This is a genomic window from Nonomuraea sp. NPDC050783 (assembly GCF_040802095.1).
Lineage (GTDB): Bacteria > Actinomycetota > Actinomycetes > Streptosporangiales > Streptosporangiaceae > Nonomuraea.
The window spans coordinates 97,887-122,656 of record NZ_JBFAHK010000001.1 but is presented as its reverse complement, the minus strand read 5'-3'; the positions used below and the strand labels follow the sequence as shown (position 1 = coordinate 122,656).

The 24,770-nt window shown below is 73.9% G+C and carries 20 protein-coding genes; 14 read left to right on the top strand and 6 right to left on the bottom strand.

The features are described 5' to 3' along the window. Positions 1-25: 25 nt before the first annotated feature. Complete coding sequence (locus AB0H75_RS00630) at positions 26-1,471, bottom strand: glycosyltransferase family 2 protein (protein ID WP_367787822.1); 1,446 nt, start codon at positions 1,469-1,471, stop codon at positions 26-28. Between the two features lie 135 nt (positions 1,472-1,606). Between AB0H75_RS00630 and AB0H75_RS00625 the strand changes: the two genes are divergently transcribed. Continuing rightward, positions 1,607-2,113, top strand: a complete 507-nt coding sequence (locus AB0H75_RS00625; protein ID WP_367787819.1) for a GNAT family N-acetyltransferase — start codon at positions 1,607-1,609, stop codon at positions 2,111-2,113. After that, the gene (gene pseI, locus AB0H75_RS00620; protein WP_367787817.1) at positions 2,110-3,153 is read left to right on the top strand and encodes a pseudaminic acid synthase; all 1,044 of its coding nucleotides are present in this window, start codon (positions 2,110-2,112) and stop codon (positions 3,151-3,153) included. Before AB0H75_RS00625 ends, pseI begins: the two co-directional genes overlap by 4 nt. Positions 3,154-3,306: 153 nt before the next feature. On the opposite strand, the gene AB0H75_RS00615 is transcribed toward pseI, so the two are convergent. Together AB0H75_RS00615 and AB0H75_RS00610 are read right to left on the bottom strand one after the other, a co-directional pair. After that, positions 3,307-4,398 (bottom strand): PseG/SpsG family protein, encoded by a 1,092-nt coding sequence (locus AB0H75_RS00615; RefSeq protein ID WP_367787815.1) that lies wholly within the window; start codon positions 4,396-4,398, stop codon positions 3,307-3,309. Then, positions 4,395-5,132, bottom strand: a complete 738-nt coding sequence (locus AB0H75_RS00610; protein WP_367787811.1) for an acylneuraminate cytidylyltransferase — start codon at positions 5,130-5,132, stop codon at positions 4,395-4,397. The genes AB0H75_RS00615 and AB0H75_RS00610 overlap by 4 nt, the downstream gene beginning before the upstream one ends. A gap of 107 nt (positions 5,133-5,239) precedes the next feature. Here AB0H75_RS00610 and pseB point away from each other — a divergent pair, with 107 nt between their 5' ends. Further along, the gene (gene pseB, locus AB0H75_RS00605) at positions 5,240-6,193 is read left to right on the top strand and encodes a UDP-N-acetylglucosamine 4,6-dehydratase (inverting) (protein WP_367787809.1); all 954 of its coding nucleotides are present in this window, start codon (positions 5,240-5,242) and stop codon (positions 6,191-6,193) included. Then, positions 6,193-7,338 (top strand): DegT/DnrJ/EryC1/StrS family aminotransferase, encoded by a 1,146-nt coding sequence (locus AB0H75_RS00600; RefSeq protein WP_367787807.1) that lies wholly within the window; start codon positions 6,193-6,195, stop codon positions 7,336-7,338. Before pseB ends, AB0H75_RS00600 begins: the two co-directional genes overlap by 1 nt. 16 nt (positions 7,339-7,354) lie before the next feature. Here the strand turns inward: AB0H75_RS00600 and AB0H75_RS00595 are convergent, their stop codons facing one another. The 3 genes from AB0H75_RS00595 to AB0H75_RS00585 all read right to left on the bottom strand — a co-directional run bounded on the left by AB0H75_RS00595 (position 7,355) and on the right by AB0H75_RS00585 (position 12,042). Continuing rightward, on the bottom strand, positions 7,355-9,241 hold the full coding sequence (locus AB0H75_RS00595) for a glycosyltransferase family 2 protein (protein WP_367787804.1): 1,887 nt from the start codon (positions 9,239-9,241) through the stop codon (positions 7,355-7,357). Between the two features lie 105 nt (positions 9,242-9,346). Continuing rightward, positions 9,347-11,281, bottom strand: coding sequence for a hypothetical protein (locus AB0H75_RS00590; protein WP_367787802.1), 1,935 nt, complete (start codon positions 11,279-11,281; stop codon positions 9,347-9,349). Further along, on the bottom strand, positions 11,278-12,042 hold the full coding sequence (locus tag AB0H75_RS00585) for a hypothetical protein (protein ID WP_367787799.1): 765 nt from the start codon (positions 12,040-12,042) through the stop codon (positions 11,278-11,280). The genes AB0H75_RS00590 and AB0H75_RS00585 overlap by 4 nt, the downstream gene beginning before the upstream one ends. Before the next feature lie 237 nt (positions 12,043-12,279). On the opposite strand from AB0H75_RS00585, the gene AB0H75_RS00580 reads away from it, so the two are divergent. The 10 genes from AB0H75_RS00580 (at position 12,280) to AB0H75_RS00535 (ending at position 24,767) form a co-directional block, all read left to right on the top strand. Continuing rightward, positions 12,280-12,525, top strand: coding sequence for an acyl carrier protein (locus AB0H75_RS00580; RefSeq protein WP_367787797.1), 246 nt, complete (start codon positions 12,280-12,282; stop codon positions 12,523-12,525). Between the two features lie 244 nt (positions 12,526-12,769). Next, positions 12,770-13,900 (top strand): SDR family NAD(P)-dependent oxidoreductase, encoded by a 1,131-nt coding sequence (locus AB0H75_RS00575; RefSeq protein ID WP_367787795.1) that lies wholly within the window; start codon positions 12,770-12,772, stop codon positions 13,898-13,900. A gap of 215 nt (positions 13,901-14,115) precedes the next feature. Next, positions 14,116-15,423, top strand: a complete 1,308-nt coding sequence (locus AB0H75_RS00570) for an AMP-binding protein (RefSeq protein WP_367787793.1) — start codon at positions 14,116-14,118, stop codon at positions 15,421-15,423. A gap of 88 nt (positions 15,424-15,511) precedes the next feature. Continuing rightward, a complete protein-coding gene (locus AB0H75_RS00565; protein WP_367787790.1) occupies positions 15,512-16,537 on the top strand; it encodes an acyl-protein synthetase in 1,026 nt (341 codons plus the stop codon). Next, complete coding sequence (locus AB0H75_RS00560) at positions 16,537-17,835, top strand: acyl-CoA reductase (RefSeq protein ID WP_367787787.1); 1,299 nt, start codon at positions 16,537-16,539, stop codon at positions 17,833-17,835. Before AB0H75_RS00565 ends, AB0H75_RS00560 begins: the two co-directional genes overlap by 1 nt. Further along, positions 17,832-20,126 (top strand): hypothetical protein, encoded by a 2,295-nt coding sequence (locus tag AB0H75_RS00555; RefSeq protein WP_367787785.1) that lies wholly within the window; start codon positions 17,832-17,834, stop codon positions 20,124-20,126. The genes AB0H75_RS00560 and AB0H75_RS00555 overlap by 4 nt, the downstream gene beginning before the upstream one ends. Before the next feature lie 107 nt (positions 20,127-20,233). After that, on the top strand, positions 20,234-21,586 hold the full coding sequence (locus AB0H75_RS00550; RefSeq protein WP_367787782.1) for a glycosyltransferase: 1,353 nt from the start codon (positions 20,234-20,236) through the stop codon (positions 21,584-21,586). An 8-nt stretch (positions 21,587-21,594) separates the two neighbouring features. After that, positions 21,595-22,296: a class I SAM-dependent methyltransferase gene (locus AB0H75_RS00545; RefSeq protein WP_367787780.1), complete on the top strand. Its 702-nt coding sequence runs from the start codon at positions 21,595-21,597 to the stop codon at positions 22,294-22,296. A 218-nt stretch (positions 22,297-22,514) separates the two neighbouring features. Continuing rightward, positions 22,515-23,228 (top strand): polysaccharide deacetylase family protein, encoded by a 714-nt coding sequence (locus AB0H75_RS00540; protein ID WP_367787778.1) that lies wholly within the window; start codon positions 22,515-22,517, stop codon positions 23,226-23,228. 63 nt (positions 23,229-23,291) lie between these two features. Further along, positions 23,292-24,767, top strand: a complete 1,476-nt coding sequence (locus tag AB0H75_RS00535) for a hypothetical protein (protein WP_367787776.1) — start codon at positions 23,292-23,294, stop codon at positions 24,765-24,767. Positions 24,768-24,770 lie beyond the last annotated feature (3 nt).

Below are 24,770 nucleotides of genomic sequence, written 5' to 3'. Positions count from 1 at the left end.
GCGTCACGATGATTACTGTCTGGAACTACTGGGAGATGTCCATGCCTGTTCTTGACCAACCCGGCACGGTGAATCGCCACGCGCCGCCCGCCTCCCCGTCCCGGAACCAGCCCTTGAGCACGAGGCCGCGGGTCTCCGTACGGGCCTGCAGCCGCCAGCTCGGCCCGCCGCCCGCCAGCCGGGCCGGATCGATGGCCGCGACGATGCGGTGGCGGCCCGAGCGGCGCGCCTCCACCGGCACCTTGCGGCGGCCGTCGCTCAGCCACAGGTCCACCCGGCCGACCCGGCGGTCCACGCGGTGGATGGCGATCTCGCCGTGCACGCGGTACTCGGCGCCCGCCCACTCGCCGCCGTCCACCCGGGCGATCAGCTTCAGCTCGTCGCGGGCGTCGAAGACCTCGTCGGGGACGCGCAGCCGGCGGTCGCGGAAGAACGGGTAGTCGCCGTACCAGCCGGTCTGGCGCCAGCCGCGCGGCACCACGCGGGTGCCCGTCTCCGCGCGGGCGCGGCGGAACTCGCGTACCTGCCGCAGCTCCGCCGGCAGCCCCCTGGCCAGCAGGTGCAGCTCCAGCCGGCGCAGCGACGGCGCCGCCGCCAGCGCCTCGGCCCCCAGCTCGGCCAGCCAGGCGCGGGCCAGGTCGAGCAGCGGGCCCGGCTCCTCGCTCGCCTCCAGCGCCTGGAACAGGAAGAGGATGTCCTTCTCCAGCACCAGCGCGTCGAAGCCGCCCAGCAGCTCGGGCGCCCGCTCGTCGAGGAAGGCGCGCACCGCGCGGATCGCGGCCAGGCGCTCGTGCAGGTTGGACAGCTCGTTGCGGCGCTGGGTGATCGAGGTCTCCCCCTCCTCGCGGCGCCGCCAGTGGTAGACCACCTCGCCCAGCACGTCCACGCTGGTGGCCAGCACGTGCGCCTGCATGGCGACCGGCACGTCCTCGTAGATGCCGGCGGGGAACTCCAGGCCGGCGCGCTCCCAGAAGTCGCGCCGGTAGACCTTGTTCCACACCGTGCGGTCCCTGACCAGCACCTGCTTGTCGGTGATGTGCGTGCACAGCTCCGGCCGCCGGAACACCTTCTCGTGCAGCGTGGACTCCGCCAGCACGCCGTCCACGAGCCGCCCCACCGCCCCGCAGGCGAGGTCGGAGCCGGTCTCGGCCAGCTTGCCGATCAGGCGCTCGTACGCGACGGGCGGCACCACGTCGTCGGCGTCGGCGAAGGCCAGGTACGTCCCCCGCGCCCGCCGGATCCCCGCGTTGCGGGCCGGCCCCGGCCCCTGGTTGCGCTGGCCGATCAGCACGAAGCGCGGGTCCGCCGCGGCGAAGTCCTCGGCGATCCGCCTGCTGCCGTCGGCGGAGCCGTCGTCCACCAGGACGACCTCCAGATCGTCCAGCGTCTGGGCGGCGAGCGACCTCAGGCACTCGGTGAGGTAGGGCTCCACGTTGTGGAACGGGACGATGACGCTCAGCAGGGGGATCATGCCGATGAGGCTCCTTGCCTGGTGCAGAAGTGCGATCGAGGGCAGCATGCCGCGCGGCCCGCGTCCGCAGGCCGGGCCTGAAGAGCTCTTTACCGGGAGCGCTATCGGCTACGGTGTGCGTCAGGACGAACACCGATGGTAGGGGGCGGAATGCTGCGCGGCGTCCACGACGACGACCTCCCGGCCATGCTCCGCTGGCGCAACCATCCCCGGGTGCGCGCCGCCAGCCTCACCACCCACGAGATCGGCGCCGCCGAGCACGCCCGCTGGTGGGCGGCCGTCCGCGCCGACGCCACCCGGCGGGTGCTGATCTACGTCCACGACGGCGTGGCGGCCGGGGTGGTCGCCTACTCCGAGCTGTCGGCCGCGAGCGCCACCTGGGGCTTCTACCTCGACCTCGACGGCCTGGAGCGCTCGGGGGCGCTGCTGCGGGCGTGGGCCGGGCTGGAGCGGGCGGCCATCGGGCACGCCTTCGGCCCGCTCGGCCTGGCCGTGCTGCGCGGCGTGGTGCTGGCCGGCAACGCGCCGGTCAGGGCGCTGCACCGGCGCTTCGGCTTCACCGAGGTCGCCACCTACCGCCACGACATCGACGGGGTGGCGCACGACGTCGTGGCCATCGAGCTCAGGAGGGAACAGGCATGATCTCCATCGCGGGGCGGCCGGTCGGGCCCGGCCATCCGCCCTACATCGTGGCCGAGCTGTCCGGCAACCACAACGGCAGCCTGGAGCGGGCCCTCGCCATCGTGGACGCGGTGGCCGAGGCCGGGGCGCACGCGCTGAAGCTGCAGACCTACACGCCCGACACCCTCACCGTGGACGCCGACGGGCCGGCGTTCCGGCTGGGCGACGGGCACACGCTGTGGGGCGGGGAGCGCCTCCACCAGCTCTTCCAGCGGGCCCACACGCCGTGGGAGTGGCACGAGCCGCTGTTCGCGCGGGCCCGCGAGCGGGGGCTGGCCGCCTTCTCCTCGCCGTTCGACCCGACGGCGGTCGAGTTCCTGGAGAAGCTGGACGTGCCGGCTTACAAGATCGCCTCGTCCGAGCTGGTGGACCTGCCGCTGATCCGGCTCGCGGCGGCCACCGGCAAGCCGCTGATCCTGTCCACCGGCATGGCGACGGCGGGCGAGATCGACGCGGCCGTCACCGCCGCCAGGGAGGCGGGCTGCGCGCGGCTCGCGGTGCTGGCCTGCACGGCCTCCTACCCGGCCGCGCCGGCCGAGAGCAACCTGCGGGCGCTGCCGCTGCTGGCCGCGCTCACCGGCGAGGTGGTCGGCCTCTCCGACCACACGCCGGGCATCGGGGTGCCGCTGGCGGCCGTGGCGCTCGGCGCCTGCCTGATCGAGAAGCACGTCACCGCGGCGCGGGCCGACGGCGGCGTGGACTCCGCCTTCTCGCTGGAGCCCGCCGAGCTGGCGGCGCTGGTGGTGGAGAGCGGGCGGGCCTGGGAGGCGCTGGGCGAGCCGGTGCTCGGGCCGCGGCCGTCCGAGCGGGAGGGGCTGCGTTTCCGGCGGTCCCTGTACGTGGTACGCGACGTGCGGGCCGGAGAGGAGGTCGGCCCGGGCAACGTACGCTCGATCCGGCCCGCCGGCGGGCTGCCGCCGGACGCGGCGCGGGAGGTGACGGGGCGGCGCTTCGTCCGCGACGTGGCGAAGGGCACACCACTGACCTGGGACCTCATCTGACCACGGCCAGCACCTGATCACGACCGACACCTGACCACGGCCGGCACCTGACCACTGCCGGCACCTGGTCACGGCCGACGCCTGGTCACGGCCGACGCCTGGTCACGGCCGACGCCTGGTCACGGCCGGCACCTGATCGCGGCCGGCACCTGGTCACGGCCGGTGTTCGATCATCGCCAGCAGGGCGTCGGCCACGCGTTCGCGGCCCCGGCCGTCCACCAGGCCGGCGCCGCGGCGGCCGTGCTCCTCGCGGGCGGCCGGGTCGGACAGCAGCCAGGCCAGGACGGCGACGGCTCGCGGGCCGGGATCGCGGCCGAGCCCCGCCGCCACCCCCCTGCCCACCAGCTCGTCGTAGCCGATGCGCTGGTTGTCGGCCACCCAGCTCAGCGCGGCCGGGACGCCGAGGTGCAGCAGCTCCCAGACGGCCGACCCCGCGGCGGTGACGACGAGGTCGGCCGCGGCCATCAGCTCCGGCAGCCGGTCGGTGGGCGGGACGACCTCGATCCCCGCCCCGGCCGCGAACGGCGCGGGGCTGACCACCGTGGCCGCGAACGGCACGCCGGTCGCGCCCAGCGCCCGCGCCCAGGCGGGGGCGACCCCGGCGGCGTCGGTGCCGCCGAAGAAGCACAACACCCGGGGAACGCCGCCGCCCCCGGAGCGGCCGGCCCGGTCGCGCCGCCGCCGGGCCCGCCGCACGCTGTCGCGGAGCAGGACGTACCGGGCGCCGGCCAGCACCAGGCCGTACGGGAAGGGACGGCGCTCGGCGCCGAGGTTCTGGTCGAGGTAGAGGTCGGCCCGCTGGCCGAGGGGGTCGCCGTCCACGACGGCGAGCACGGGGAGCCCGGCGCGGCGCAGCTCGGCTCCCGTACGCGGCGGCAGATGGTAGGAGTCGAGGACCACGGCGTCCAGCCGGTGGGCGCGGGCCTCGGCGGCCAGCTCCGCCGGGGGCTCCGGGGCGGGGGCCAGCGGCAGGCCGCGCGTTTCGAGCTGCGACAGGGCCCAGGGCGAGTCGCGTACCGACCCGAGGAAGAGCACGTCGGCCCCGCGCGAGCGCAGCTCCTCGGCCAGCGCGACGCAGCGGACCAGGTGCCCGGCCCCGCTGCCGGCCCCGGCGTCGCAGCGCAGCCCGACGCGCGGGCCGGTGTGCGGGCCGGTGTGCGGGCCGGTGTGCGAGCCGACACGCGGGCCGGTGTGCGGGCCGATGTGCGGGCCGACGCGCGGGCCGGTCCCCCGGGCGCCGCTCACGCGTCCTGCAGCGCCTTCTGCCGGACGTGGGCGTTGAGCCCGCACACCTCGGGCCGCTCGCGCAGCCAGCTCACCAGCGTGCGCACCGGCACGCAGCCGTCGCCCAGCTCGCCCACCACGCGGGAGATGAGCCGCCAGTCGTCCTCGGTGTCGAGCGTCAGCCGCAGGTCGCCGCCGGCCGGGAGGTAGGAGAGCCCGAGCAGCCGCGCGCTGCCGGCGACCTCGGCGTAGATGTGCGAGGTGACGTGGGTGCGGTGGTGGGCGACGGCCTCGCGGTCGCAGCGCTCCAGCGCCGCCCGGCTGATGATCTCCACGTCGAGGCCGCGCGGCAGGGTGCGGGCCAGGCTGGTGCTGAGGTAGTCGAGCCCAGGGACGGCACGGAAGACGAGGGCCGCCTCCCTGATCACCGTGGGGTCGAGCAGCGGGCAGTCGGCGGTGAACCGCATCACGGCCTCGCCCGGCCGGCTCTCCATCGCCTGGACGAAGCGGGTCAGCACGTCGTCGACCGGCCCCCGGTGGCACTCCACGCCGAGCCTGGCGCACTCGGCGCTCACCACGTCGTCGTCGGGGAGGGTGGTGGTGGCGACCAGCAGGTCGTCGATCGCGGCGGACTCGCGCGCGGCGCGGACCACCCATCCCAGGACGGACCGGCCGCCGCCGCCGAGCTCGCGCAGCACCTTGCCCGGCAGCCGGGTGGATCCCATCCTGGCCTGAATGATGCCGACAATACGCACGAAAGCCCCATTCCCCCGTGTGACAGTGCGTCATAGGTCGATCGCGTTATGCTACCGCCCGGCACACGATTTCAGGGGGCGACGTGAGCATTCTCCATGGATCGTCGATGTTGATCACCGGGGGCACGGGGTCTTTCGGAAAGGCCTTCATCCGCCACGCACTCGACACGCTCGGGGTGCGGCGCCTGGTGGTCTTCTCCCGCGACGAGCTCAAGCAGTACGAAGTCCGCCGGCTCTTCGGCGACGACGAGCGGCTGCGCTGGTTCATCGGCGACGTCCGCGACCGCGAGCGGCTGGCCAGGGCCATGCACGGCATCGAGTACATCGTGCACGCGGCCGCGCTCAAACAGGTCGACACGGCCGAGTACAACCCGTTCGAGTACGTCCGCACCAACATCGCCGGCTCCCAGAACGTGGTGGAGGCCGCCATCGACTGCGGCGTCCGCAAGGTGGTGGCGCTGTCCACCGACAAGGCGTCCAGCCCGATCAACCTCTACGGCGCCACCAAGCTCGTCGCCGACAAGCTGTTCGTCTCCGCCAACCACTACGCCGCCGCCCACGAGACCCGCTTCTCCGTGGTGCGCTACGGCAACGTCGTGGGCAGCCGGGGCTCGGTGGTGCCGCTGTTCCTGCGCCTGGCCGAGCAGGGCGAGAGCCTGCCGATCACCGACAAGCGCATGACCCGGTTCTGGATCACCCTCGACCAGGCCGTCCGGTTCGTCGTCGACTCCTTCGAGCTGATGCGGGGCGGCGAGCTGTACGTGCCGCGCATCCCCAGCATGCGCATCACCGACCTGGCCGAGGCGCTGGCCCCGCACAGCCCCATCTACGAGATCGGCATCCGGCCGGGCGAGAAGCTGCACGAGGAGATGATCGCCCCCGACGACGGGCGCCGCACGCTGCGGCTGGCCGACCGGTTCGTGGTCCAGCCCACGATCGCCACCTGGGGCTACCTGCCGCCGCGGAGCGGCGAGCTGCTGCCCGAGGGCTTCGCCTACCGCTCCGACACCAACGACCAGTGGCTGTCGGTCGACGACCTGCGCGGCATGGTGGCCGGCTGATGCTCCCCTACGGGCGGCAGTCGATCGACGAGACCGACGTCGAGGCGGTGGCCGCCGTGCTGCGCGGCCAGTGGCTGACCACCGGGCCGGCGGTCGCCGCGTTCGAGGCCGAGCTGGCGCGCTGGACGGGCGGCGTGCCGTGCGTGTCGGTCACCTCCGGCACGGCCGCGCTGCACGTCGCCTACGTGGCGGCGGGCGTCGGGCCGGGCACGGAGGTGATCACCTCGCCGCTGACGTTCGTGGCCACGGCCGCCACGGCGGCGCTGCTCGGCGCGCGGGTGCTCTTCGCCGACGTGCAGCCCGACACCGGCAACCTCGACCCCGACGCGGTGGCCGCGCTGGCCGGCCACCGCACCGCGGCGGTCACCGCCGTCGACTACGCCGGCCACCCCGCCGACTACGACGAGCTGCGGGAGGTCGCCGCCCGGGCCGGGGCGCGGCTGGTCGGCGACGCGGCCCACTCCATCGGGGCCGCCTACAAGGACCGTCCCGTGGGCTCGCTGGCCGACCTCACGACGTTCTCGTTCTTCCCCACCAAGACCGTCACCACCGCCGAGGGCGGCGCGGTCGCCGCCGCCGACCCCGCGCTGCGCCGGCGGGCCGCCCTCTTCATGAACCACGGCCTGGTCCGCGACCCCGCCGAGCAGCGCGACCCCGGCGTGGGCGGCTGGCACCAGGAGGTGCACGCCTTCGGGCTCAACTATCGGCTGCCCGACGTGCTGTGCGCGCTCGGCCTCAGCCAGCTCCGGCGGCTGGCCCGCTTTCGCGAGCGCCGCGCGGAGCTGGTGGCCCGCTACGACGCGCTGCTGCGCGAGGTGCCCGGCCTGGCCCTGCCCGCCCGGCGGGCGTACGTGACGCCGAGCTGGCACCTCTACCCCGTGCGGGTGCGCGACGGGCGGCGGCGCGAGGTCTACGACCGCATGCGGGCGGCCGGCATCGGCGTGCAGGTCAACTACCTTCCGGCCTACTGGCACCCGGTGTTCGAGGATCTCGGCTACCGGCGCGGCATGTGCCCGCTCGCGGAGACCTACTACGCCGAGGAGCTGTCGCTGCCGCTCTTCCCCGACCTGACGGAGGCCGAGCAGGACCACGTCGTGGAGGTCCTCGCCGGGATCCTGGGCCACGGCGGCCGACCGACCGGTTAGCCGGCTGGTTAGCCGGCTAGCGCTCGGCGAGGAGCAGGCAGCCGTCCTCGCCCCGGTCCACCAGGAAACGCCGGTCGGCGACGGTCGCGACCGGGCGCTGGCGGGTGCGTACCAGCGGGCGCAGCGCCCTGCCCTGGTCGATGACGACCTCCCACCACGACTCGTGGCCGACGCTCTCGTCGATGTCGGCCAGCGGGACGCGGGCGTGGAAGTCCTGACCGGCCAGCGCCACCGGGAAGTACATCTCCTCGCCGTCGTTCCTGCGGCGCAGCCGCAGCACCGGCTCGCCGTCGCCGACGTCGGCCATCCGTCCCGAGAACACCAGGTCGCCGCCGTCCACCCGGCACTCGCCGATGATGGCCTCCGCCTTGCGCAGCCGCAGCCCCCAGGAGCCCCGCACGCTGCGCACCGGCACCACCCAGACGCCGGAGGCGCGGTGCGGGGCGGGGATCTCCGGCGGCAACCAGCGCGGCCCCGCCACCTTGCCGTCCAGCCGCAGCCCGCGGGCCCTGAGCCGCACCCGCAGGTCCCACAGGCCGCGCCGGGCGAGCTGGGCGGGCGCCAGCGCGGCCGGGTCGAAGGCGAAGGAGAACGGGAACACGTGCTGCGGCAGCGTGGTCCCGTCCTGCTCCTCGACGCTCTCCCAGACGGGCGCGGACTCCTGGTCGGACAGCTCCACGCTCTCGCCGGTGCGGCGCTCCTCCAGCCGCACCCGGACGCGGGCCCCGCGCAGCGCGCCGACGTCGAAGCTGCCGACGCCCAGCCGGCCCTCGCCCACCAGCACGCCGTCCCGCCAGTCGAGCGCCACCAGCCGGGCCGCCGGGCTCAGCTCCTCCGAGACGTCGGACAGGTTGCCCGGCAACCACGGGTGCCGGCCGTGCCAGCGCCTGCGCAGCACCCCCGCCGGGCTCACCGGGGGACGCAGGCGGCCGTCGCGGGCCTGGGCGTGCACCTCGGACAGCTCCGCCAGGCGGCGCCTGCGCAGGAGGTGGAGCTGGAGCCGGTGGGCGAACGGCACGCTCTGCCACGCCTCGCGCGACACGCCGTCCAGGTAGCGGACGATCAGGTCGATCAGCGCCGGGTCCGCCGAGGCGCCCATGACGGCCACGGCCTCGGCGGCGACGCCCATGTCGATGTCCATCGTGTCGCGGTCGAAGGCGGGCTTGAGCCGGGGGGCGTGGCGGGCCAGCAGGCCGGCGGTCTCCAGCACCGACAGCAGCCGGTCGCGCAGGTTGCCCGCCTCCAGGCTGCGCTGCGTGATCGAGGCGCCCGCCTCGTCCCGCTGGCGCCAGTGGTAGACGACCCTGGCCAGGACGTCCACCGAGCGGGCGCCGACGTGGGCGGCCATGGCGACGGGCTGGTCCTCGTACATGCGCTCGGGGAAGCGCAGGCCCAGCCGGTCCCAGAAGGAGCGGCGGTAGACCTTGTTCCACAACATGCGGTCGCGGATCAGCAGCGGGTGGCGGGTGATGTGGGTGCGCCCGAGCGGCTTGGCGAACGCCTCGCGGTGCGCCCACGACGGGACCAGCAGGTTGCGGTAGAGGCGCATGACGTTGCCGCAGGCCAGGTCCGAGCCGGTGTTCTCCAGGGAGGCGACCAGGCGCTCGAACGCCTCGCGCGGCACCGTGTCGTCGCCGTCCACGAAGGCCAGGTAGCGGCCCGTGGCCCGGGCCAGGCCGATGTTGCGGGCGTGGCCGACGCCCCGGTTGGCCTGGGTGACGAGGTCGATGCGGCGGTCCCCGGCCTGCCTGGCCCGTACGACGTCCGGGCCGTCGTCGTCGCTGCCGTCGTCCACGCAGATCACCTCCAGGTCGTCCAGCGTCTGGGCGGCTATGGAGTCCAGGCAGGGGCCGATGTACTTCTCGACGTTGTGAAACGGGACGATCACCGAGAGAACCGGCACGTGTGCTCCTCTTCGTCGCTTCGTCAGGTCGTGGTGGATCGTGGGCGGGTTCGTCGGGGCGTCTCGGGGAGCGTGGGGCGGGCTGCCTCGCCTGCGGTCCTTCCGCTAGGTGGACAGCAGGCGGAAGACCTTGCGGGCGACCCGGCGCGGGCGGGCCAGGCGGCGCGAGAGCCGGTACCCGAGCGTGCGGCGGTAGGCCGTCGCCTTGCGCTGGGTCCTGCGCAGCTTGGCCCTGGCCCGGACCAGCTCGCGCTCGCGGTAGGAGAGCTTGGTCTCCAGCCGCGCGATCCTGGCCAGAGCGGCGGTGAGCTGGTCGGCCAGCCGGTCCCGGGCGCCCAGCAGGTCCCGGTACGTGGGCGCGTGCTCGGCCAGCTCGACCGGCCGGCCCAGCTCGGCGTCCAGCTTGCGGGCGCGGTCGAGGTCCCCGGGCTCGCACGGCCGGCCCGCCATGCCGCACAGGGTCAGCGTGAGCTGGTCGGCCTCCAGCGGCCACGGCCACGGATGGTGGTGCCCGGCCGTCTGCAACCGCACCGCGAACCGCCACAGGATCCGGCACAGGACGATGTGCGGGGCGGGCGGGCTGACCGGGCCCTCGACCACGCCCATGGCGGTGAACCGGGTGCCGTCGTACACCAGGCTGTCGGTCGTCGCCCCCGCGTCACCGCCGTCCTCCAGCCAGGCGGCCAGGGCCGTGAGCAGGTCGCGGACGGCCTTGGTGTCCTCGCGGGCGCAGGCCTCGACGAGGATCTCCTCCAGGACGCGGCCCTCGGGGACGGGATGCTCGTCGCCGTCGGGGAGCCGCTTGAGGCCCGAGCGGGTGAGCTCGTACAGGGCGTTGCCCTCCTCGATGAGCCCGAGCGGCAGCTCCCCCGCCGTCCCGCCGGGCGCCTTCCGCCACTCCGGGTCCGCCGGCAGCGGCGGGCGCATCACGACGGCGAGCCACATCGGGGCCAGCTCCTCGCCCAGGCGGTGCCGGAAGGCCAGGCGGGTCAGGCGCAGCGGATCGGCCACCAGCATGCGGTCGCCGTCCCTGGCGCTCAGCGGGAACGCCAGCGCGTCCGGCAGGTCGAAGGCCAGGGCCTCGCGGGCGAGCAACGCCCGGGGGGCCTGCCGTCCCGGGTAGGCCGCGTAGCAGCGCCGCACGATCAGGCCCGCCGACTCCAGTCCTGCGTCCAGCGCGTCGGGTCCTGCGGGGTAGCTGGGGTCGAAGCCGTGCGGCTCCCACTGGTCGTCGCCGCCGTCGCGGTCGGTTGGGCGCGCCTCCAGGAAGCGGTCCACGCCGAGGTCGTTGCGTACGCCGAGGACCAGCCGCCCGCCGGGCGCGACCAGCGCGGTCAGGGCTTCGAGCGACTCGATCCAGGCCGCCGCCGGGGCCTCGGCGGAGTGCGTGCGCAGCAGGCCGTCCAGCGCCAGCACGAGGTCGTACGGCTCGTCGGCCGCGAACGCCTCCAGCCTGCCGCAGAAGACCTCCAGGCCCGGATGCCGCTCGCCGAGCACGCAGGCGTCGGGATAGGACCGCAGGAGCAGGGCCACCTCCAACGCCACCGCCTCCTCGCACCCGTCCGCGTCGGCTCCGGCGGTGCCGGGCTGGGTGCCGTCGGGTTCGGTGGTGTCGGGATGGGTGCTGTGGGGCTCGGGGGCGTCGGGTTCGGGGGCCCGCGTCTCCGTCCAGGCCCCCGGAAGACCCACCCCGGCCTCTGGGCGATCCGTTCCGGTCCCTGAGCGATCCGTTCCGGTCCCTGGGCGATCTGCCTCGGTCCCTGGGCGATCCGTTCCGGTCCCTTGGCGGCCTGTCCTGGCCTGCTGGCGGTCCATGCCGGTCCCCTGGAGGGGGGTCAGGCCGGCGAGGGCCGCGACCTCGTCCACCACTGCCTGTGGATGCGGTCCCACCAGCAGCACCTTGCCGTCCGACGGCAGCACCCGCCTGATCAGCTCAAGCGCCGCCCCCCGCCAGTCGGTGATGCCACCCATGTCGGTCATGTCCGACCACAGCAGCATCTCTCCGCCGATCAACCGGACGTTCCCGGGTGCCTCGTTCATGCGTACCGCACCCGCTTCCATCCGAACATGCGCCTTAGCTCCTCCGGTGTCGCCTGATACTCGAATCCCAGCTCGCGCCGGGCCACCTCGGCCGCCAGCTCGGGATCGACCTGCGTGCCGTGCAGCTCGGGCCAGAGCCGCAGGCGGCGCGCCGTGCCGCCGTACTCGGGGCGCTCGTCCTCGTACTGCATGGGGTCCCCGTACACGGCGACCTCGCATCCCACCGACGCGCCGTAGAACAGCGCGCTGCCGAGCCGGTTGGAGGCCACCCTGCGGTGACGTCGTAGCTGGACGAGCTGCTTGCGCAGGAAGTCGCGCCCCTTGCCCTCCCAGCGGGATCCGCGCTCGCCATGACAGATGACCCGGAACCCCCGCGATTCATACGCCTGACGAATGTCCGGATTCGCGAATTCCAGCCAATAAAGGCAGACCGTGACCGGCCCTGTCTCGACATTTCGGATTTCGTCGGCGAGCCGCGCGTGATCACCGCTGACGGAGCTCTTCTCCCAGCCGTGAAAGGGATACCAGATCGTGCCTTCACGTTTCGACGTGACGCCCAGCTCGGGCTCCAGATCGAGAAGATAGATCCACGGGGCCCCGATGAGGTAGTACCCCCTGCGCCCCATCGACCAGCCCCGGCGGCGCAGCACGTCAGACCAGATGAAACGCGGATAACCCGGACTGCACCAGTGGTCGTTCGGCGGAAATCCGTGGAGATAGTTCCATCCATGCTGAAGGAATCCCTGGATACGTTTCGGCACCTCGTCAGGTATCTCACAGTATCTGCCGAGTATGCGGGAGTGCCCGTACCAGTGATTGGATTCGTCCATCATTCCCCCTGTAGCGGTTGGCGCGCCCCATCCGACATTCCCAGCCCCGAACGTGCCTCACTCGCCGTTATACGGTTCCATTACCAGGGGTGGGGACTTGGTTTTTCTGGACCCGGAAATGCCGCTACACTCGGTCCCGGCCTGAGGACAGAGAGTAAGTGAGTGATCATGAGCCGTCTCGACCGGTTGCGGGCCGTCTTCCGCAGAGCTCTCAACCTTCCCGCCGACGCAGCCGTCGACGACCTCGAATACCGCGCCATCCCGCAGTGGGACTCACTGGCCCACATGGCGCTGGTCGCGGCGATGGAGGACGAGTTCTCCATCATGATCGACACCGACGAGATGATCGACATGAGCTCGTTCGCCAGAGCGGCCGAGCTTCTCGAGAAACACGGCATCGACGCCGCCGTCTGACCCGCGCGCTCCGGGTCGCGGGCACCTCTCCGCAGGGGTCCGCGACCCGGAGGCCGTCGGGGAGGGCGGGAGGTCGGCGACCGGGACGTTCCAGGCGTCGGGGGACGCCACCTGACCACACGAACCAGCCCAGCCCACCTCCGGGCCACCGGAGGTGTCACGAGACCGGGCCAGCCATCGTCCGAGCCATTGGGGGCGGCATGACAACGGACCAGGCAGCGTCTGCCGAGCACGGGAGGGCGCGATGACACCGGAGCAGGAGACCACCGGGGGCCACCCCCGCACGGCACCGTCCGAAGGCCCCGGCGACCCTACACCACCACCCCGCCCCAGCTCCGCCGTCGGCCAGGCGCCCACGCCGGGCAGCCCCGCCGTCGGCCGGACGCCCACACCGGGCACCGCCGCCGCCGTCACGACCGCCGCCGCCGGGGGTGAGCAAGCGGCCTCCGATCCCGAGCTTTCAGGGGCGGAGGAGCAGGAGCGCATCGATCTCGCGCGAGCCGTCCCCGGTCTCGGCACCCCGTGGCCGGAGCCGGACTTCGCGACGGCATGGGCCGGTCTGGGCAGCCGCTCGGCGGCGGCGTCCGCATCCGTCCCCGCGCAGGCCCACGCCACCCACCGGCGGCAGATCCAGCCGGTGGGCGCCCGCGTCGTCCTCGTCACCGGCTCCACGACGGGGATCGGGCGCGCGGTGGCGGTCCGGCTGGCCGCGCACGGCGACCGCGTCGTCCTGCACGGCCGCGACGAGGAGCGGGCCGAGAAGGCCGCCGCCGAGGTCGCGGCGCAGACCGGCGGCCTGACGGACTCCGTCCACGGCGACGTCGCCGACCCCGCCCTCATCTCGGCCATGATGCGGCGGATCCAGCAGCGCCACGGCCGCCTCGACGCGCTCGTCGTCAACGCCGGCATCCACGCCGCCGGGCTGCTCGGCATGGTCCGCCACGAGACGGTCGGCCGGCTCTTCGAGGTCAACGCCGTCGGCGCGACCCACACCCTGCAGGGGGCGATCCGGCTCCTGCGGCGCGGCACGTTCCCTGCGGTGGTGCTCGTCTCCTCGGTCATGGGCCGCGCGGGCGGCCCGGGGCAGGCCGTCTACTCCGCCTCCAAGGCGGCGCTCATCGGCCTCGCCCTGGCCGCCGCCAAGGAGCTGGGCCGCTCGGGCATCAGGGTCAACGCCGTGGCTCCCGGCTACATCCAGACCGACATGCTGGCCACGCTCGACCCCGAGACCCGCACCTCCACGATCGCCGCCACCCCGCTCGGCCGCCTCGGCCGTCCCGACGACGTCGCGGGCGCGGTCGCGTTCCTGCTCTCCCCCGACGCCGATTTCATCACCGGCCAGATCCTGGGCGTGGACGGAGGTCTGGTGCCATGACGAACCACCGGCGGCAGCCGCCTCCACCACCACCGGCACCACCACCTGCCTTCGCGAAGCCTGCCCCGCAGCCCCTGCCGGCGGCCTCCGCGGCACACCACCCGCGCGCCCATCCGTACGGCCACCCGGCGCCGCCCGGGGAGACGGCCGCGGCGGGCGGGCCGGCGGCGGGCGCTCCGGCGATCGGGGCAGCCGGTTCCGCGGGCGATGACCCGATGTTCCCGCATCCGCAGGCTCAGCTCATCATCGCCGGGGAGGCGGTGGTGCTGGGGGTGGGCGAGCTGGAGCGGCGGATCACGCGGACGGCGGAGGTGCTGGCGCGGCTGCGACCCGGGCCGCTGTTCTGCGGCATGCGCAACAACCTGGCCTCCGTGCTCCGTTACCTGGCCGCCTTCCGCTCCGGGCGGCCGGTGGCGCTGCTGGACCCCGATCTGTCGCCGGGTGCCCTGGCCGAGCTCGCGGGGCGGTTCCGGCCCGCGGCGCTGGTGGGGTTCACGCACGCCGCCGACGGGGTGCCGCCGGTCCGCCGCGACGCGCCCGACCCGCACCCCGACCTCGCCGTCCTCCTCGCCACCTCGGGTTCCACGGGCAACCCCAAGCTCGTCCGCCTGTCGCGCCGGGCCGTCCTGTCCAACGCCGCCGGCATCGCCACGGCACTGTCGATCACCCCCGGCGAGATCGCGCCCACGAGCCTCCCGCTGCACTACAGCTACGGCCTCTCGGTGCTCAACAGCCATCTCGCGGCGGGCGCGACCGTGGTGCTGACCGAGGCGGGGCTGCTGGAGCGATCGTTCTGGGCCCATCTGGACGCGCACCGCTGCACCTCGCTGGCCGCCGTCCCCTACCAGTACGAGATGCTCCGCCGCCTGCGCTACGACCGTTGCGAGCATCCGACCATCGCCACCCTCACGCAGGCCGGCGGGCGGCTCGCCCCGGCGCTGGTCACGGAGTTCGCGGCCAAGGCCGACCGGTTCTTCGTCATGTACGGGCAGACGGAGGCCACCGCGCGCATCGCCGTCCTGCCGCCCGACCGGCTGGCCGACAAGCTCGGCTCAGTGGGCGTGAGCGTGCCCGGCGGGCGGCTGGAGATCCAGGACGGCGAGGTCGTCTACCACGGGCCCAACGTCATGATGGGCTACGCCGAGACGGCCGCCGACCTGGCTCGCGGCGACGACCTCGGCGGCGTGCTGCGCACCGGCGACCTCGGCCACCTCGACCCTGACGGCTTCCTGCACATCACCGGGCGGCTCAAGCGCATCGCCAAGATCTTCGGCGTCCGGGTGAACCTCGACGACGTGGAGCGCCTGCTGCGCAACACCGGGCCGGTCGCGGCCACCAGCGGCGACGACCGGGTGACGGTGTGGGTCGAAGGGCTGGACGCGACCGGTTGCGCGGGGCTCGCCCGGCGGCTCGGCGCCGAGCTGCGGCTCCACTGGAGCGGGTTCGACGTCCGGCCGATCGATCGCCTGCCCCTGCTCGCCACCGGGAAGATCGACTACCGATCCCTGGAAGGCCGCTCGTGAGCGGGCCGGGGCGCGGCGGGCGGCGAGGGCCGGCGGCCTCGGCGCCGGAGGCGGCGGGAGCAGGGCTCGGGAGCGTGGAGGGCCCGGCATGAACGTCTTCAGCCTGCGCGAGGAGGAGCGCGAGGCGCGGCTCGTCGAGGAGCTGGCCGAGCTGACCGCGTGGCACCGGCAGGCGTGCCCGCCGTACAGGCGGATCCTCGACGCGATCGGGGCGCGGCCGCCGTACGAGCGGCTGGTGGACCTGCCGTGGCTGCCGGTGCGGCTGTTCAAGACGCACGAGTTGCGCAGCGTGCCGCGGGAGCGGGTGTTCCGGGTGCTCACCTCCAGCGGCACCACCGGGCAGCGGCCGAGCCGGATCTACCTCGACCGGGAGGCGGCGGCCGCGCAGACGCGCATGCTGGCCGCGACGCTCAAGGTGGTGCTGGGCGAGCGGCGGCTGCCCATGCTGGTGGTCGACAGCCGGACCGTGGTACGCAGCGCGACGCTCAGCGCCCGCGGGGCCGGGGTGCTCGGGATGATGAACTTCGGCAGGGACCACACGTTCGTCCTCGACGAGCAGGGGCGGGTGGACGCCGAGGCGGTCAAGGGGTTCCTGGCCCGGCACGGCGGGCGGCGGTTCCTGGTGTTCGGGTTCACGTTCATGGTGTGGCTCTACCTGCTGGACCTGGGGGTGGACCTGTCGCAGGGGGTGCTCGTCCACTCGGGGGGATGGAAGCGGCTGGCCGAGCAGGCGGTGGACAACGCCGAGTTCCGGCGGCGGCTGGGGGCGGAGTGCGGGCTCGTCCTGATCCACAACTTCTACGGGATGGTCGAGCAGATCGGGACGATCTTCCTGGAAGGGCCCGAGGGAGACGGGCTCTACTGCCCGGATTTCGCCGACGTGGTGATCCGGGATCCGGAGACCTGGGAGGAGGCGCCGCCCGGTGTGCCAGGGCTGGTCGAGGTGGTCAGCACGCTGCCCGCCTCCTATCCCGGGCACGTGCTGCTCACCGAGGACCTGGGCGTGGTGCGCGGGGTCGATGACGGGGCGTGGCCGGGGAAACGGTTCGAGGTGCTCGGCAGGCTGCCGCGGGCTGAGGTGCGCGGCTGTAGTGACACCTTCGGGCAGGGCTGATGACGGGCGAAGGGCTGGATGCCGTGACGGCCACCGCTCCCGATGACGGGCACGGGAGCGAGGGCGGGTGTGTGGTGCGGGTGCGGTTTCCCGCTGTGGAGGCCGTGCCCGTCGAGGTGCTGCTCCACGGGCTGCGGGACCGGCGCTCCCCCGGTGCTGGGCTGGAGGTCGGGGACGAGCGGGTGCGCGGGTTCCTGGCGGCGCTCGGGAAGCGGCTGCTGCGGCCCACGCTGGCGCGGCGGTATCCGGAGCTGGGGTCCCTCGGGTTCTTCCTGCGGCCCAGCGAGCTGGCCCGTACCGTGGACGCGCTGGCGGGGGCGCGAGTGCGGGTGCCGCGCGGCCTGGTCTTCCACGTGCCGCCGGCGAACGTGGACACCGTCTTCGTCTACTCGTGGGCCCTGTCCGCGTTGATGGGCAATCGTAACGTCGTGCGGCTCTCGCCACGGGCCGGGGCGGTCGCCGACGTGATCGTGGAGACGCTGCGGGAGGCGCTGGCCGAGGCCGATCCCGTCGTGGGCGAGACACAGCGGATCGTCTCCTACGACCGGTCCCGCGAGGCCGTGACGTCGGCGCTGTCGGCGGCGTGCGACCTGCGGGTGGTGTGGGGCGGCGACCGTACGGTGCGGGAGGTGCGGCGGCATCCGCTCGCGCCGCACGCCCGGGACCTCGCCTTTCCCGACCGCTCGTCGTTCGCGGTGGTGCGGGCGGCGGCGTGGTCGTGCGCGCCCCGGGACGCGCGGGTGACCGTGGCGGAGGGGTTCGTCAACGACACCTACTGGTTCGACCAGGCCGCCTGCTCGTCGCCGCGGACGGTGTTCTGGGTGGGCGCGGAGGGCGACTGCGAGACGGCGCGGGCCGACTTCACCGACCACGTGACGCGGGTGCTCGGCCGGCGCGGGTGGGGCGGGGACGCGGGGATGGCGGTGGAGAAGCGGGTGGCCACGTACGGGCTGGCCGCCGACGGCGTCGCCGAGAGCGTGGAGTTCCGGGGGAACGCGCTGGCCAACGTGACCTTGGCGGACGGGGTGCCGCTGCCGAGGCGGTGGCTGGGGGCCGGGACGTTCGTGCACTGCCGGATCGGGGCGCTGGCGGAGCTGGCCGCGGTGGTGGAGCGGCGGGATCAGACGATGACGCACTTCGGGTTCGGGCGGGAGGAGCTGGAGGAGCTGGCCCGGCGGCTGGGCGGGCGGGGGGTCGACCGGATGGTGCCGGTGGGGAGCGCGCTCAGCTTCGACCGGGTCTGGGACGGGGTTGACCTGCCGGTCGAGTTCACGCGGCTGGTGACCGTCGTCCGATGACGGGCGGGGTCCCCGGGGTTCCCGGGGTCGAGCGGGAAGAGGCCGGGCCGGGGGCGCGCGGACGCGGGTGGCTGCCTGCTCTGGTGGTGGTCGCCGGGGCGGCCGGGGTGTTCCTGTGGTGCGGGGTCTCCGGGCGGGATCTTCTCGCGTTCGGGGCGTACCTCGGGGGTGGGGTGGCGCTGCCGGGAGTGTTGTTGTGGCGGGCGCTGACCGGTGGCGGGCGGTCGGTGGCCGAGGACGTCGCGGCCGGGCTGGCGCTCGGGTACGCGGTGGAGGTGCCGGCCTACCTCGCGGCCAGGGCCGCCGGGGTGCCGGTGCTGGTGATCGGGCCGGCGGTCGTGGTGGTCGGCGCGTTCGTGGCCGTCCCCCGGTTGCGGCGGCACTGGCGGGGCGCGGGTGTTGCCGGAAGCGGTGCGGGCGCGGGTGCGGGTACGGGTGTTGCCGGAAGCGGTATGGGCGCGGGCGCGGGGCGGGAGAGGGTGCCGGGCTGGTGTGCGTGGGGGTTGGCCGGGGTCGTCGGGTATCTGGTGGTGTGGAGTGCCCTGTTCCTCTACCGGGTGCCGGTGGGCCGGGCGTACGTGGACCTGCCCTATCACCTGGCGCTGGTCGGGGAGCTCAAGCGGCAGGTGCCGCCCACGTTCCCGTCCGTCCTGGGCGAGCCGCTGTCCTACCACTGGTTCGTGCACGCCGAGATGGCGGCGACGAGCTGGGTGACCGGGATCGAGCCGGTCACGCTGGTCTACCGGCTGTCCACGTTGCCGATGACCGCCGCGCTCGTGGTGCTGGTGGCCGTGCTGGGGCGGCGGGTCGGGGGTGGCTGGGGGGCCGGGGCGGCGGCGGTCGGGGTGACGTACTTCCTGTTCGGGCCCGTGTTGCGGGAGGGCGTGGTCTTCACGTCGCGGTCGATGTTCACCGCCTGGGCGAGCCCTACGCAGACGTTCGGCGGGCTGCTGTTCGCGCCCGTGGTGTTGTTGCTGGTGGGGCGGGTGCGGGGGCGGAGCTGGGTGGCGCTCGGCCTGTTGCTGGCGGCGTTGACCGGGGCCAAGGCCACCTTCCTGCCGCTGCTGCTGGCCGGGCTGGTGCTGGTGGCCGTGGTGCGGTGGGTGGTGGAGCGGCGGGTGCCGGGCGAGTGGCTGGGGGCGGCGGCGCTCGTGCTGGGGTTCCTGGTGGTCGCGCAGGTGGTGGTGTTCCGGAGCGGGGGGCAGGGGACGGTGGTCGCGCCACTCGCGACGGCGCGGGGGCTCTGGGGGGCGGTGGCGGGGATCCGGCCGCCGGAGCTGGCGGCGGTCCCGGTCGCTCCGGTGGCGGTGCTGGCCTGCGTGCACCTGTTCTGCCTGGCGTGCGTGTGGGGCGGGGTGGCCGGGCTGGGGCGGCGGGTGTGGGAGCCGCCGTGGTCGTTGCTGGTGGGGATGGGGGGTGCCGGGATCGGGGCGGTTCTGGTGCTCGGGCATCCGGCGGAGTCGCAGCTCTACTTCCTGGAGAGTGTCCGGCCTTACCTGTCGGTCGCGGCCGTGTGCGGGGTGGTGACGGCCTGGCGGGCGCGGGCGGGCATGGGGCGGATGGTCGCGTGGGCAGGGGTCGGGGCCGTGGTGGCGTGGGTGGTCGCGGGGGCGGGGGGGCTCCTGGTGGCGGAGCACGTACGGCCGGAGGCGGGGGCGCTCCCGACGGTGGAGGCCGTGCGGCCGGGGGCGGGGGTGCTGGGATGGGTGGTGGGGCCCTATCTGGTGCTGGCGGTGGTCGCTCTGGTGGTGTGGCGGCGCGGGGCGGTGCTGGCCGTGGCCGGGTTGATGGCGGGGTACGGAGTGCCGGCGTCCGTACGGGAAGTGGTCGAGCACGTGGTGCCCGGCCCGGACCTGCGGGAGCGGGAGGTCCCGCGCGGCGGGCGGGAGGCGGCCCGGTGGATACGGGGGCACTCCGCGCCCGGCGACGTCGTGGCCACCGATCTGCACTGCCGGCCGGTCACCGCGCCGGCGTGCGACAGCAGGCATTACTGGGTGGCGGGGTTCAGCGAGCGGCGGGTGCTCGTGGAGGGGTGGGCGTACGCCGAGAGCACGCTGTCGCGGACCAGGCTGTTCGGCGGGTCGTACCTGGAGGTGCCGTTCGCGGACGGGGCACGGCTGGCGGCCAATGACGCGGTGTTCGCCGCGCCGACAAGGGAGAACGTCCAGAAACTTGCCCGCGTTTATGGCGTCCGGTGGCTTTTGAGCAGGAATGACAGCAAACTCGATGGATATGCCGCCCTGCGGTTCCGGAACCGAGAGTTTTCCGTTCACGAGCTCGTTCCGAGGTAAAAGTATTTCCAGCTCACGGAATGGCGAACAGAAAACGCGGACGCCTCGCCGCACGTCACATCACCATTTCCCTGAACGACGGCCACAGGCAGAGATCAGGGAGCTCGATGGACACGCGCGCCGCCACGCAGCCGACCCCCCGCGTCCTGGACACGGCGGCCCGGCCGGCGAGCGTCGACATCGTCATCCCCGTGCTCAACGAGGAGCGCGCCCTGCCCGGCTGCGTACGCACGCTGGCCGCTTTCCTCGACGACGGTTTCCCGCTGCCGTGGCGCATCACGATCGTGGACAACGGCAGCACCGACGCCACCTGGCCGGCCGCGACCAGGCTGGCCGGTGAGCACGAGCGGGTGTACGCGCGCAGGATCGGCGTGCGCGGGCGGGGGGCGGCGCTGCGGGCGGCCTGGCAGGAGAGCCAGGCCGACATCGTGGCGTACATGGACGTCGATCTGTCCACGGATCTCGACGCCCTGTTCCCGCTGGTCGCGGCGGTGGCGAGCGGGCACTCCGAGATCGCGATCGGCACCCGGCTGGGGCACGGCGCGCGTACCCACCGCTCGGTGCGCCGCGAGGTGATCTCGCGGGCCTACAACGCGCTGCTCAGGCACGGGTTCGGGGCCGGGTTCAGCGACGCCCAGTGCGGGTTCAAGGCGGCCAGGGCAGGCGTGGTGCGGCCGCTCATGGACAAGGTCGAGGACGACGGCTGGTTCTTCGACACCGAGTTGCTGCTGCTGGCCGAGCACAACGGGCTGCGCGTCCACGAGGTGCCGGTGGACTGGATCGAGGACGCCGACTCGCGCGTACGGGTGGTCAGGACGGCGATCGACGACCTGAAGGGGCTGGCCAGGGTCGCGTGGTCGATGGCGGCGGGGCGGGCCCGGGTGCCGGTCGCCCGCCCGGAGCCGATGCCACGGCACCCGGACGCGGTCCTGGGCCGGGCACGCCCCGCGCGAGCGGCACGGTCCGTACGAACGGCACGGCCCGTACGGGCGGCCCGCGCGGCACAACCCCCACAACCCGGACGGGCGGCACGGGCGGCACGGGCGGCGCAGCCCCCGCAGTCCGGGCGGGCGGCGTGGGCCGCGCGGCCCGCCAGGTTCGGGGCGGTGGCGGGCGGCGGGTTCTCCGTCGCGCTCTACGTATTGTGCTCCGTCCTCCTGTACGCGTTGTTCTATTTGCCGCTGCGCGAAATCCAGGAACCCGTTCCAGCCAATATGTGCGCGCTCGTCCTGACCGGAATGGCCGGTGCGGCGGCGGGCCGCCGGACGGGCGGCGTGCGGCGTACCTCCCCGCATTTCCGCGCGGTCGTGTTCGTCGCGGCGAATTACGCGCTCACCTCCGCCGCCCTGCACCTGCTGCCGCCCCGCGCCGGGCGGCCGGCCGAGGTGGGTGCGGTCGTGGCCGCCTACTGCCTGCTCATGGTGATCCGTGTCACCGCTTCACCCCTCACGAGAAATTGAGACACACGATGGAGACCGAGGAAATCCGCCGGCTGATCGCGCTCGAGGACAGCCACTGGTGGTACCGCGAGCGGCGGGCGATCCTGCGCCGGGAGCTGCGCGAGCTGGGCCGGCCCGGAGTGGCCCTGGACGTGGGCGCGGCCGGCGGCGGGAACACCCGCGTGCTGGCCGAGGCGGGCTGGGACGCCACGGCCACCGACACGAGCGAGGCGGCCCTGGAGGTCGCGCGGCAGCGTGGCGTCAACGCGGTCCGGGCGGACGCGCGGGCGCTGCCGTTCGAGTCGGGCAGCGTCGATCTGGTGACCGCGTTCGACGTGCTGGAGCACATCCGCGAGGACCACCTGGTCACCGAGGAGATCGCCCGGGTGCTGGCGCCGGGCGGGCACGCGCTGATCGCGGTGCCGTGCGACATGACGCTGTGGTCGGCGCACGACGACGCGGTGGGGCACCTGCGGCGCTACCGGCGGGAGTCGCTGACCGTCGTGGTCGAGAAGGCCGGGCTGGAGGTGGACCGGATCTGGAGCTGGAACGTGCTGCTGCGGCCGCTGGTCACCTGGCACCGCCGCCGCCGTTCGGTGGGCAGTGACCTGCACGAGATGCCGCTGCTGGTCAACGCGGGGCTGTCGGCGGTGGTGCGGGCCGAGCGGTATCTGCCGGTCAGGTCGTTGCGGGGGGTGAGTCTCTTCCTGCGGGCCCGCCGGGGCCGGTGACGCGGGCTCACCGCGCCCGCCGGACACAGCGGGCGGAGCGGACGGAGCGGGCGCGGCGGACGGAGCGGGCGCGGCGGACGGAGCGGGCGCGGCGGACGGAGCGGGCGCGGCGGGCGGAGCGGGTGCGGCGGGTTCGGGTCACGGTTTGGTGAGGCTCGGGTCACGGACGGGTGAGGCCCGGATCACGGGCACTTGGTGTTGGCTTTACTCTTTACCCCGTGGTGACTCATGCCCTCCTCGCCGCTGCCCTGACGTTGACCGCCGCCCCGGCCGCCGCTCCGGCCGCGGCCGCCGCGTCCGCCCCCGCCGCGTCCGCGCAGGCGCCGGTGGACTGCGCGCGGGTGAAATGCCTGGCGCTGACCTTCGACGACGGCCCGGGCCCGCAGACGCCGGCCCTGCTCAAGACCCTGCGGAAGGCCGGCGCGAAGGCCACGTTCTTCCTGGTCGGCAAGAAGGTCGAGCAGCGCCCGCGGATCGCCAGGCAGACCCTGGCGCAGGGGCACGCGATCGGCAACCACACCTACTCGCACACCTCGCTCCCCCGGCTGCTCGACGAGGAGATCAGCCAGGAGATCCGGGTCGCCCAGACCGTGATCGAGAAGGCCACGGGCTACCGGCCGACGATGTTCCGCCCGCCGTACGGGCACACCGACGAGCGCGTGCTGCGCACGGCCGACGAGGCGAACCTCGCGCAGGTCCTGTGGAGCGGCACGACGCTCGACTGGTCGCTCCAGGACGCCGCCAAGATCAAGAAGACCGTCCTCAAGCTGGCCAGGCGCGACGGCGTGATCCTCATGCACGACACGGTGCCGGCCACCGTCAAGGCCATGCCGGACATCCTCATGGAGCTGAAGAAGCAGGGCTACCATCTCGTCACGGTGCCCACGCTGCTGCGCGGCAAAGGCCCGAAGTCCGGAGTGAGCTACCCCTAGGAGGAGCCGGCCACCCGGCCCGGGATTGCGAGAGTCATGGGGAGCGACGCCACGGTGACGACCGTGACCAGGCCGAGGGGGCCGTGGGCGGCGCTCGCCACCTTCCTCGCCGTTCAGGCGGTGCTCGGATGCTGGTGGGCGGCCTTCTACCCCGGCCTGTTCAGCCGCGACTCGGTCCTGTACCTCAGCCACACGGTGGTCGGCCCGTGGGTGAGCGACCATTCGGTGCTCTACGACGCGATCCTGTGGCTGAGCTTCACCGAGACCGGTGACCTGGGCGCGGTGACGTTCGCGCAGACCACGGCCATGGCCGGGGCGCTGACGTTCCTGGCGCAGTCGCTGAAGGCGCTGGGCGCGCCGCGCCGGCTCACCACGGTGGTGGCGGTGCTGATGCCGCTGGCGCCGCCCGTGGGGGCGTTCACGGTCACGTTGTGGAAGGACGTGCCGTTCACGATCTGCGCGGTGGCGATCGCGGGCGTGTGCGCGCGGTTCGCGGCCGCGCGGCGGGTGACCGGGCTCGGGCTGGCCGGGCTCGGGGCGCTGATGCTGGCGCTGGGGCTGTTCCGGGCGAACGGCTTCCTGGTGGTGGGCGTGGCCGTGGTCGCGCTGGTCGTCGTCGTACGGACGGCGCGGGTGCGGCTGCTGCTGGTGGGCACGGTGACGGCGGCGCTGCCGCTCGTGCTGACGAACGTGGTGCTCCCCCAGGTCGGCATCGTGGCGCCGGCCAAGACGTACGTCTACCACACCGCGTTCGGCGACATCGCGGTGGCCTTCCGCGACCGGCCGCGGCTCTTCGGCACCCGGGACCGGGCGCTGCTGGAGTCGGTGGCGCCGCTGGACCGCTGGTGGTGGGGCGGCACCTGCTACACGATCAACACGCTGATCTGGCGCAAGGATTTCAGCTGGCAGCAGGCCGACGCGCACGCCGGCGAGCTGCTCGGCCTGTGGAGGCGGCTGCTGACCGAGGATCCCCGGCTGATCGTGGACGCCCGGCTGTGCCGGGGGTCGATCGCGTGGCGGCCGGTGGGCGACCCGCTGATGACGGGCGGCTCGACGTACCGCCTCTCGCTGCGGCCGACCGCCGACAGTTACGTCGGCCCGGGCAAGGTGGCCGACTTCCCCGGCCGGTGGGTGTACTCGCTGCGGCCGCTGTCGCACGAGCTGTACCACGTGGCCGAGCCGTGGCTGACGGGGTCGCTGGCTCCCGAGTACGACTGGGCGTTGTGGCGCGGGGCGTCGTGGGCGTACCTGTCGTACCTGGCGGTGGCGCTGGGGGCGGTGGCCCGGCGCAACCGGTACGTGCTGGGGGTGGCGGCCGTGGTCGCCGGGCAGCAGCTCGCGGTCCTGGCCAACATCTCGGCCCAGGACTTCCGCTACATGGCCTCGCCGATCCCCATCGGGGCGCTGCTGGTGCCGCTCCTGCCGGCCGGCGCGTGGCGGCTTTCGCGGGCTCTGGCCCGGCGGGCGGCGTGGTCGCGGCCGGCTCGCGTACTGACCAGGTGCAAAAGCCTCATTTCTGGAAAGAGAACCCCTCTCTGAACC

Excerpts from the sequence above, each read along its gene's own strand:
- AB0H75_RS00565 (WP_367787790.1), top strand. The coding sequence starts at position 15,512 with ATGAACGTCTTCAGCCTGCGCGAGGAGGAGCGCGAGGCGCGGCTCGTC.
- pseI (WP_367787817.1), top strand. The coding sequence starts at position 2,110 with ATGATCTCCATCGCGGGGCGGCCGGTCGGGCCCGGCCATCCGCCCTAC.
- AB0H75_RS00550 (WP_367787782.1), top strand. The coding sequence starts at position 20,234 with ATGGACACGCGCGCCGCCACGCAGCCGACCCCCCGCGTCCTGGACACG.
- AB0H75_RS00555 (WP_367787785.1), top strand. The coding sequence starts at position 17,832 with ATGACGGGCGGGGTCCCCGGGGTTCCCGGGGTCGAGCGGGAAGAGGCC.
- pseB (WP_367787809.1), top strand. The coding sequence starts at position 5,240 with ATGTTGATCACCGGGGGCACGGGGTCTTTCGGAAAGGCCTTCATCCGC.
- AB0H75_RS00580 (WP_367787797.1), top strand. The coding sequence starts at position 12,280 with ATGAGCCGTCTCGACCGGTTGCGGGCCGTCTTCCGCAGAGCTCTCAAC.
- AB0H75_RS00600 (WP_367787807.1), top strand. The coding sequence starts at position 6,193 with ATGCTCCCCTACGGGCGGCAGTCGATCGACGAGACCGACGTCGAGGCG.
- AB0H75_RS00625 (WP_367787819.1), top strand. The coding sequence starts at position 1,607 with ATGGTAGGGGGCGGAATGCTGCGCGGCGTCCACGACGACGACCTCCCG.
- AB0H75_RS00560 (WP_367787787.1), top strand. The coding sequence starts at position 16,537 with ATGACGGGCGAAGGGCTGGATGCCGTGACGGCCACCGCTCCCGATGAC.
- AB0H75_RS00590 (WP_367787802.1), bottom strand. The coding sequence starts at position 11,281 with ATGAACGAGGCACCCGGGAACGTCCGGTTGATCGGCGGAGAGATGCTG.
- AB0H75_RS00575 (WP_367787795.1), top strand. The coding sequence starts at position 12,770 with ATGACACCGGAGCAGGAGACCACCGGGGGCCACCCCCGCACGGCACCG.
- AB0H75_RS00570 (WP_367787793.1), top strand. The coding sequence starts at position 14,116 with ATGTTCCCGCATCCGCAGGCTCAGCTCATCATCGCCGGGGAGGCGGTG.
- AB0H75_RS00545 (WP_367787780.1), top strand. The coding sequence starts at position 21,595 with ATGGAGACCGAGGAAATCCGCCGGCTGATCGCGCTCGAGGACAGCCAC.
- AB0H75_RS00630 (WP_367787822.1), bottom strand. The coding sequence starts at position 1,471 with ATGATCCCCCTGCTGAGCGTCATCGTCCCGTTCCACAACGTGGAGCCC.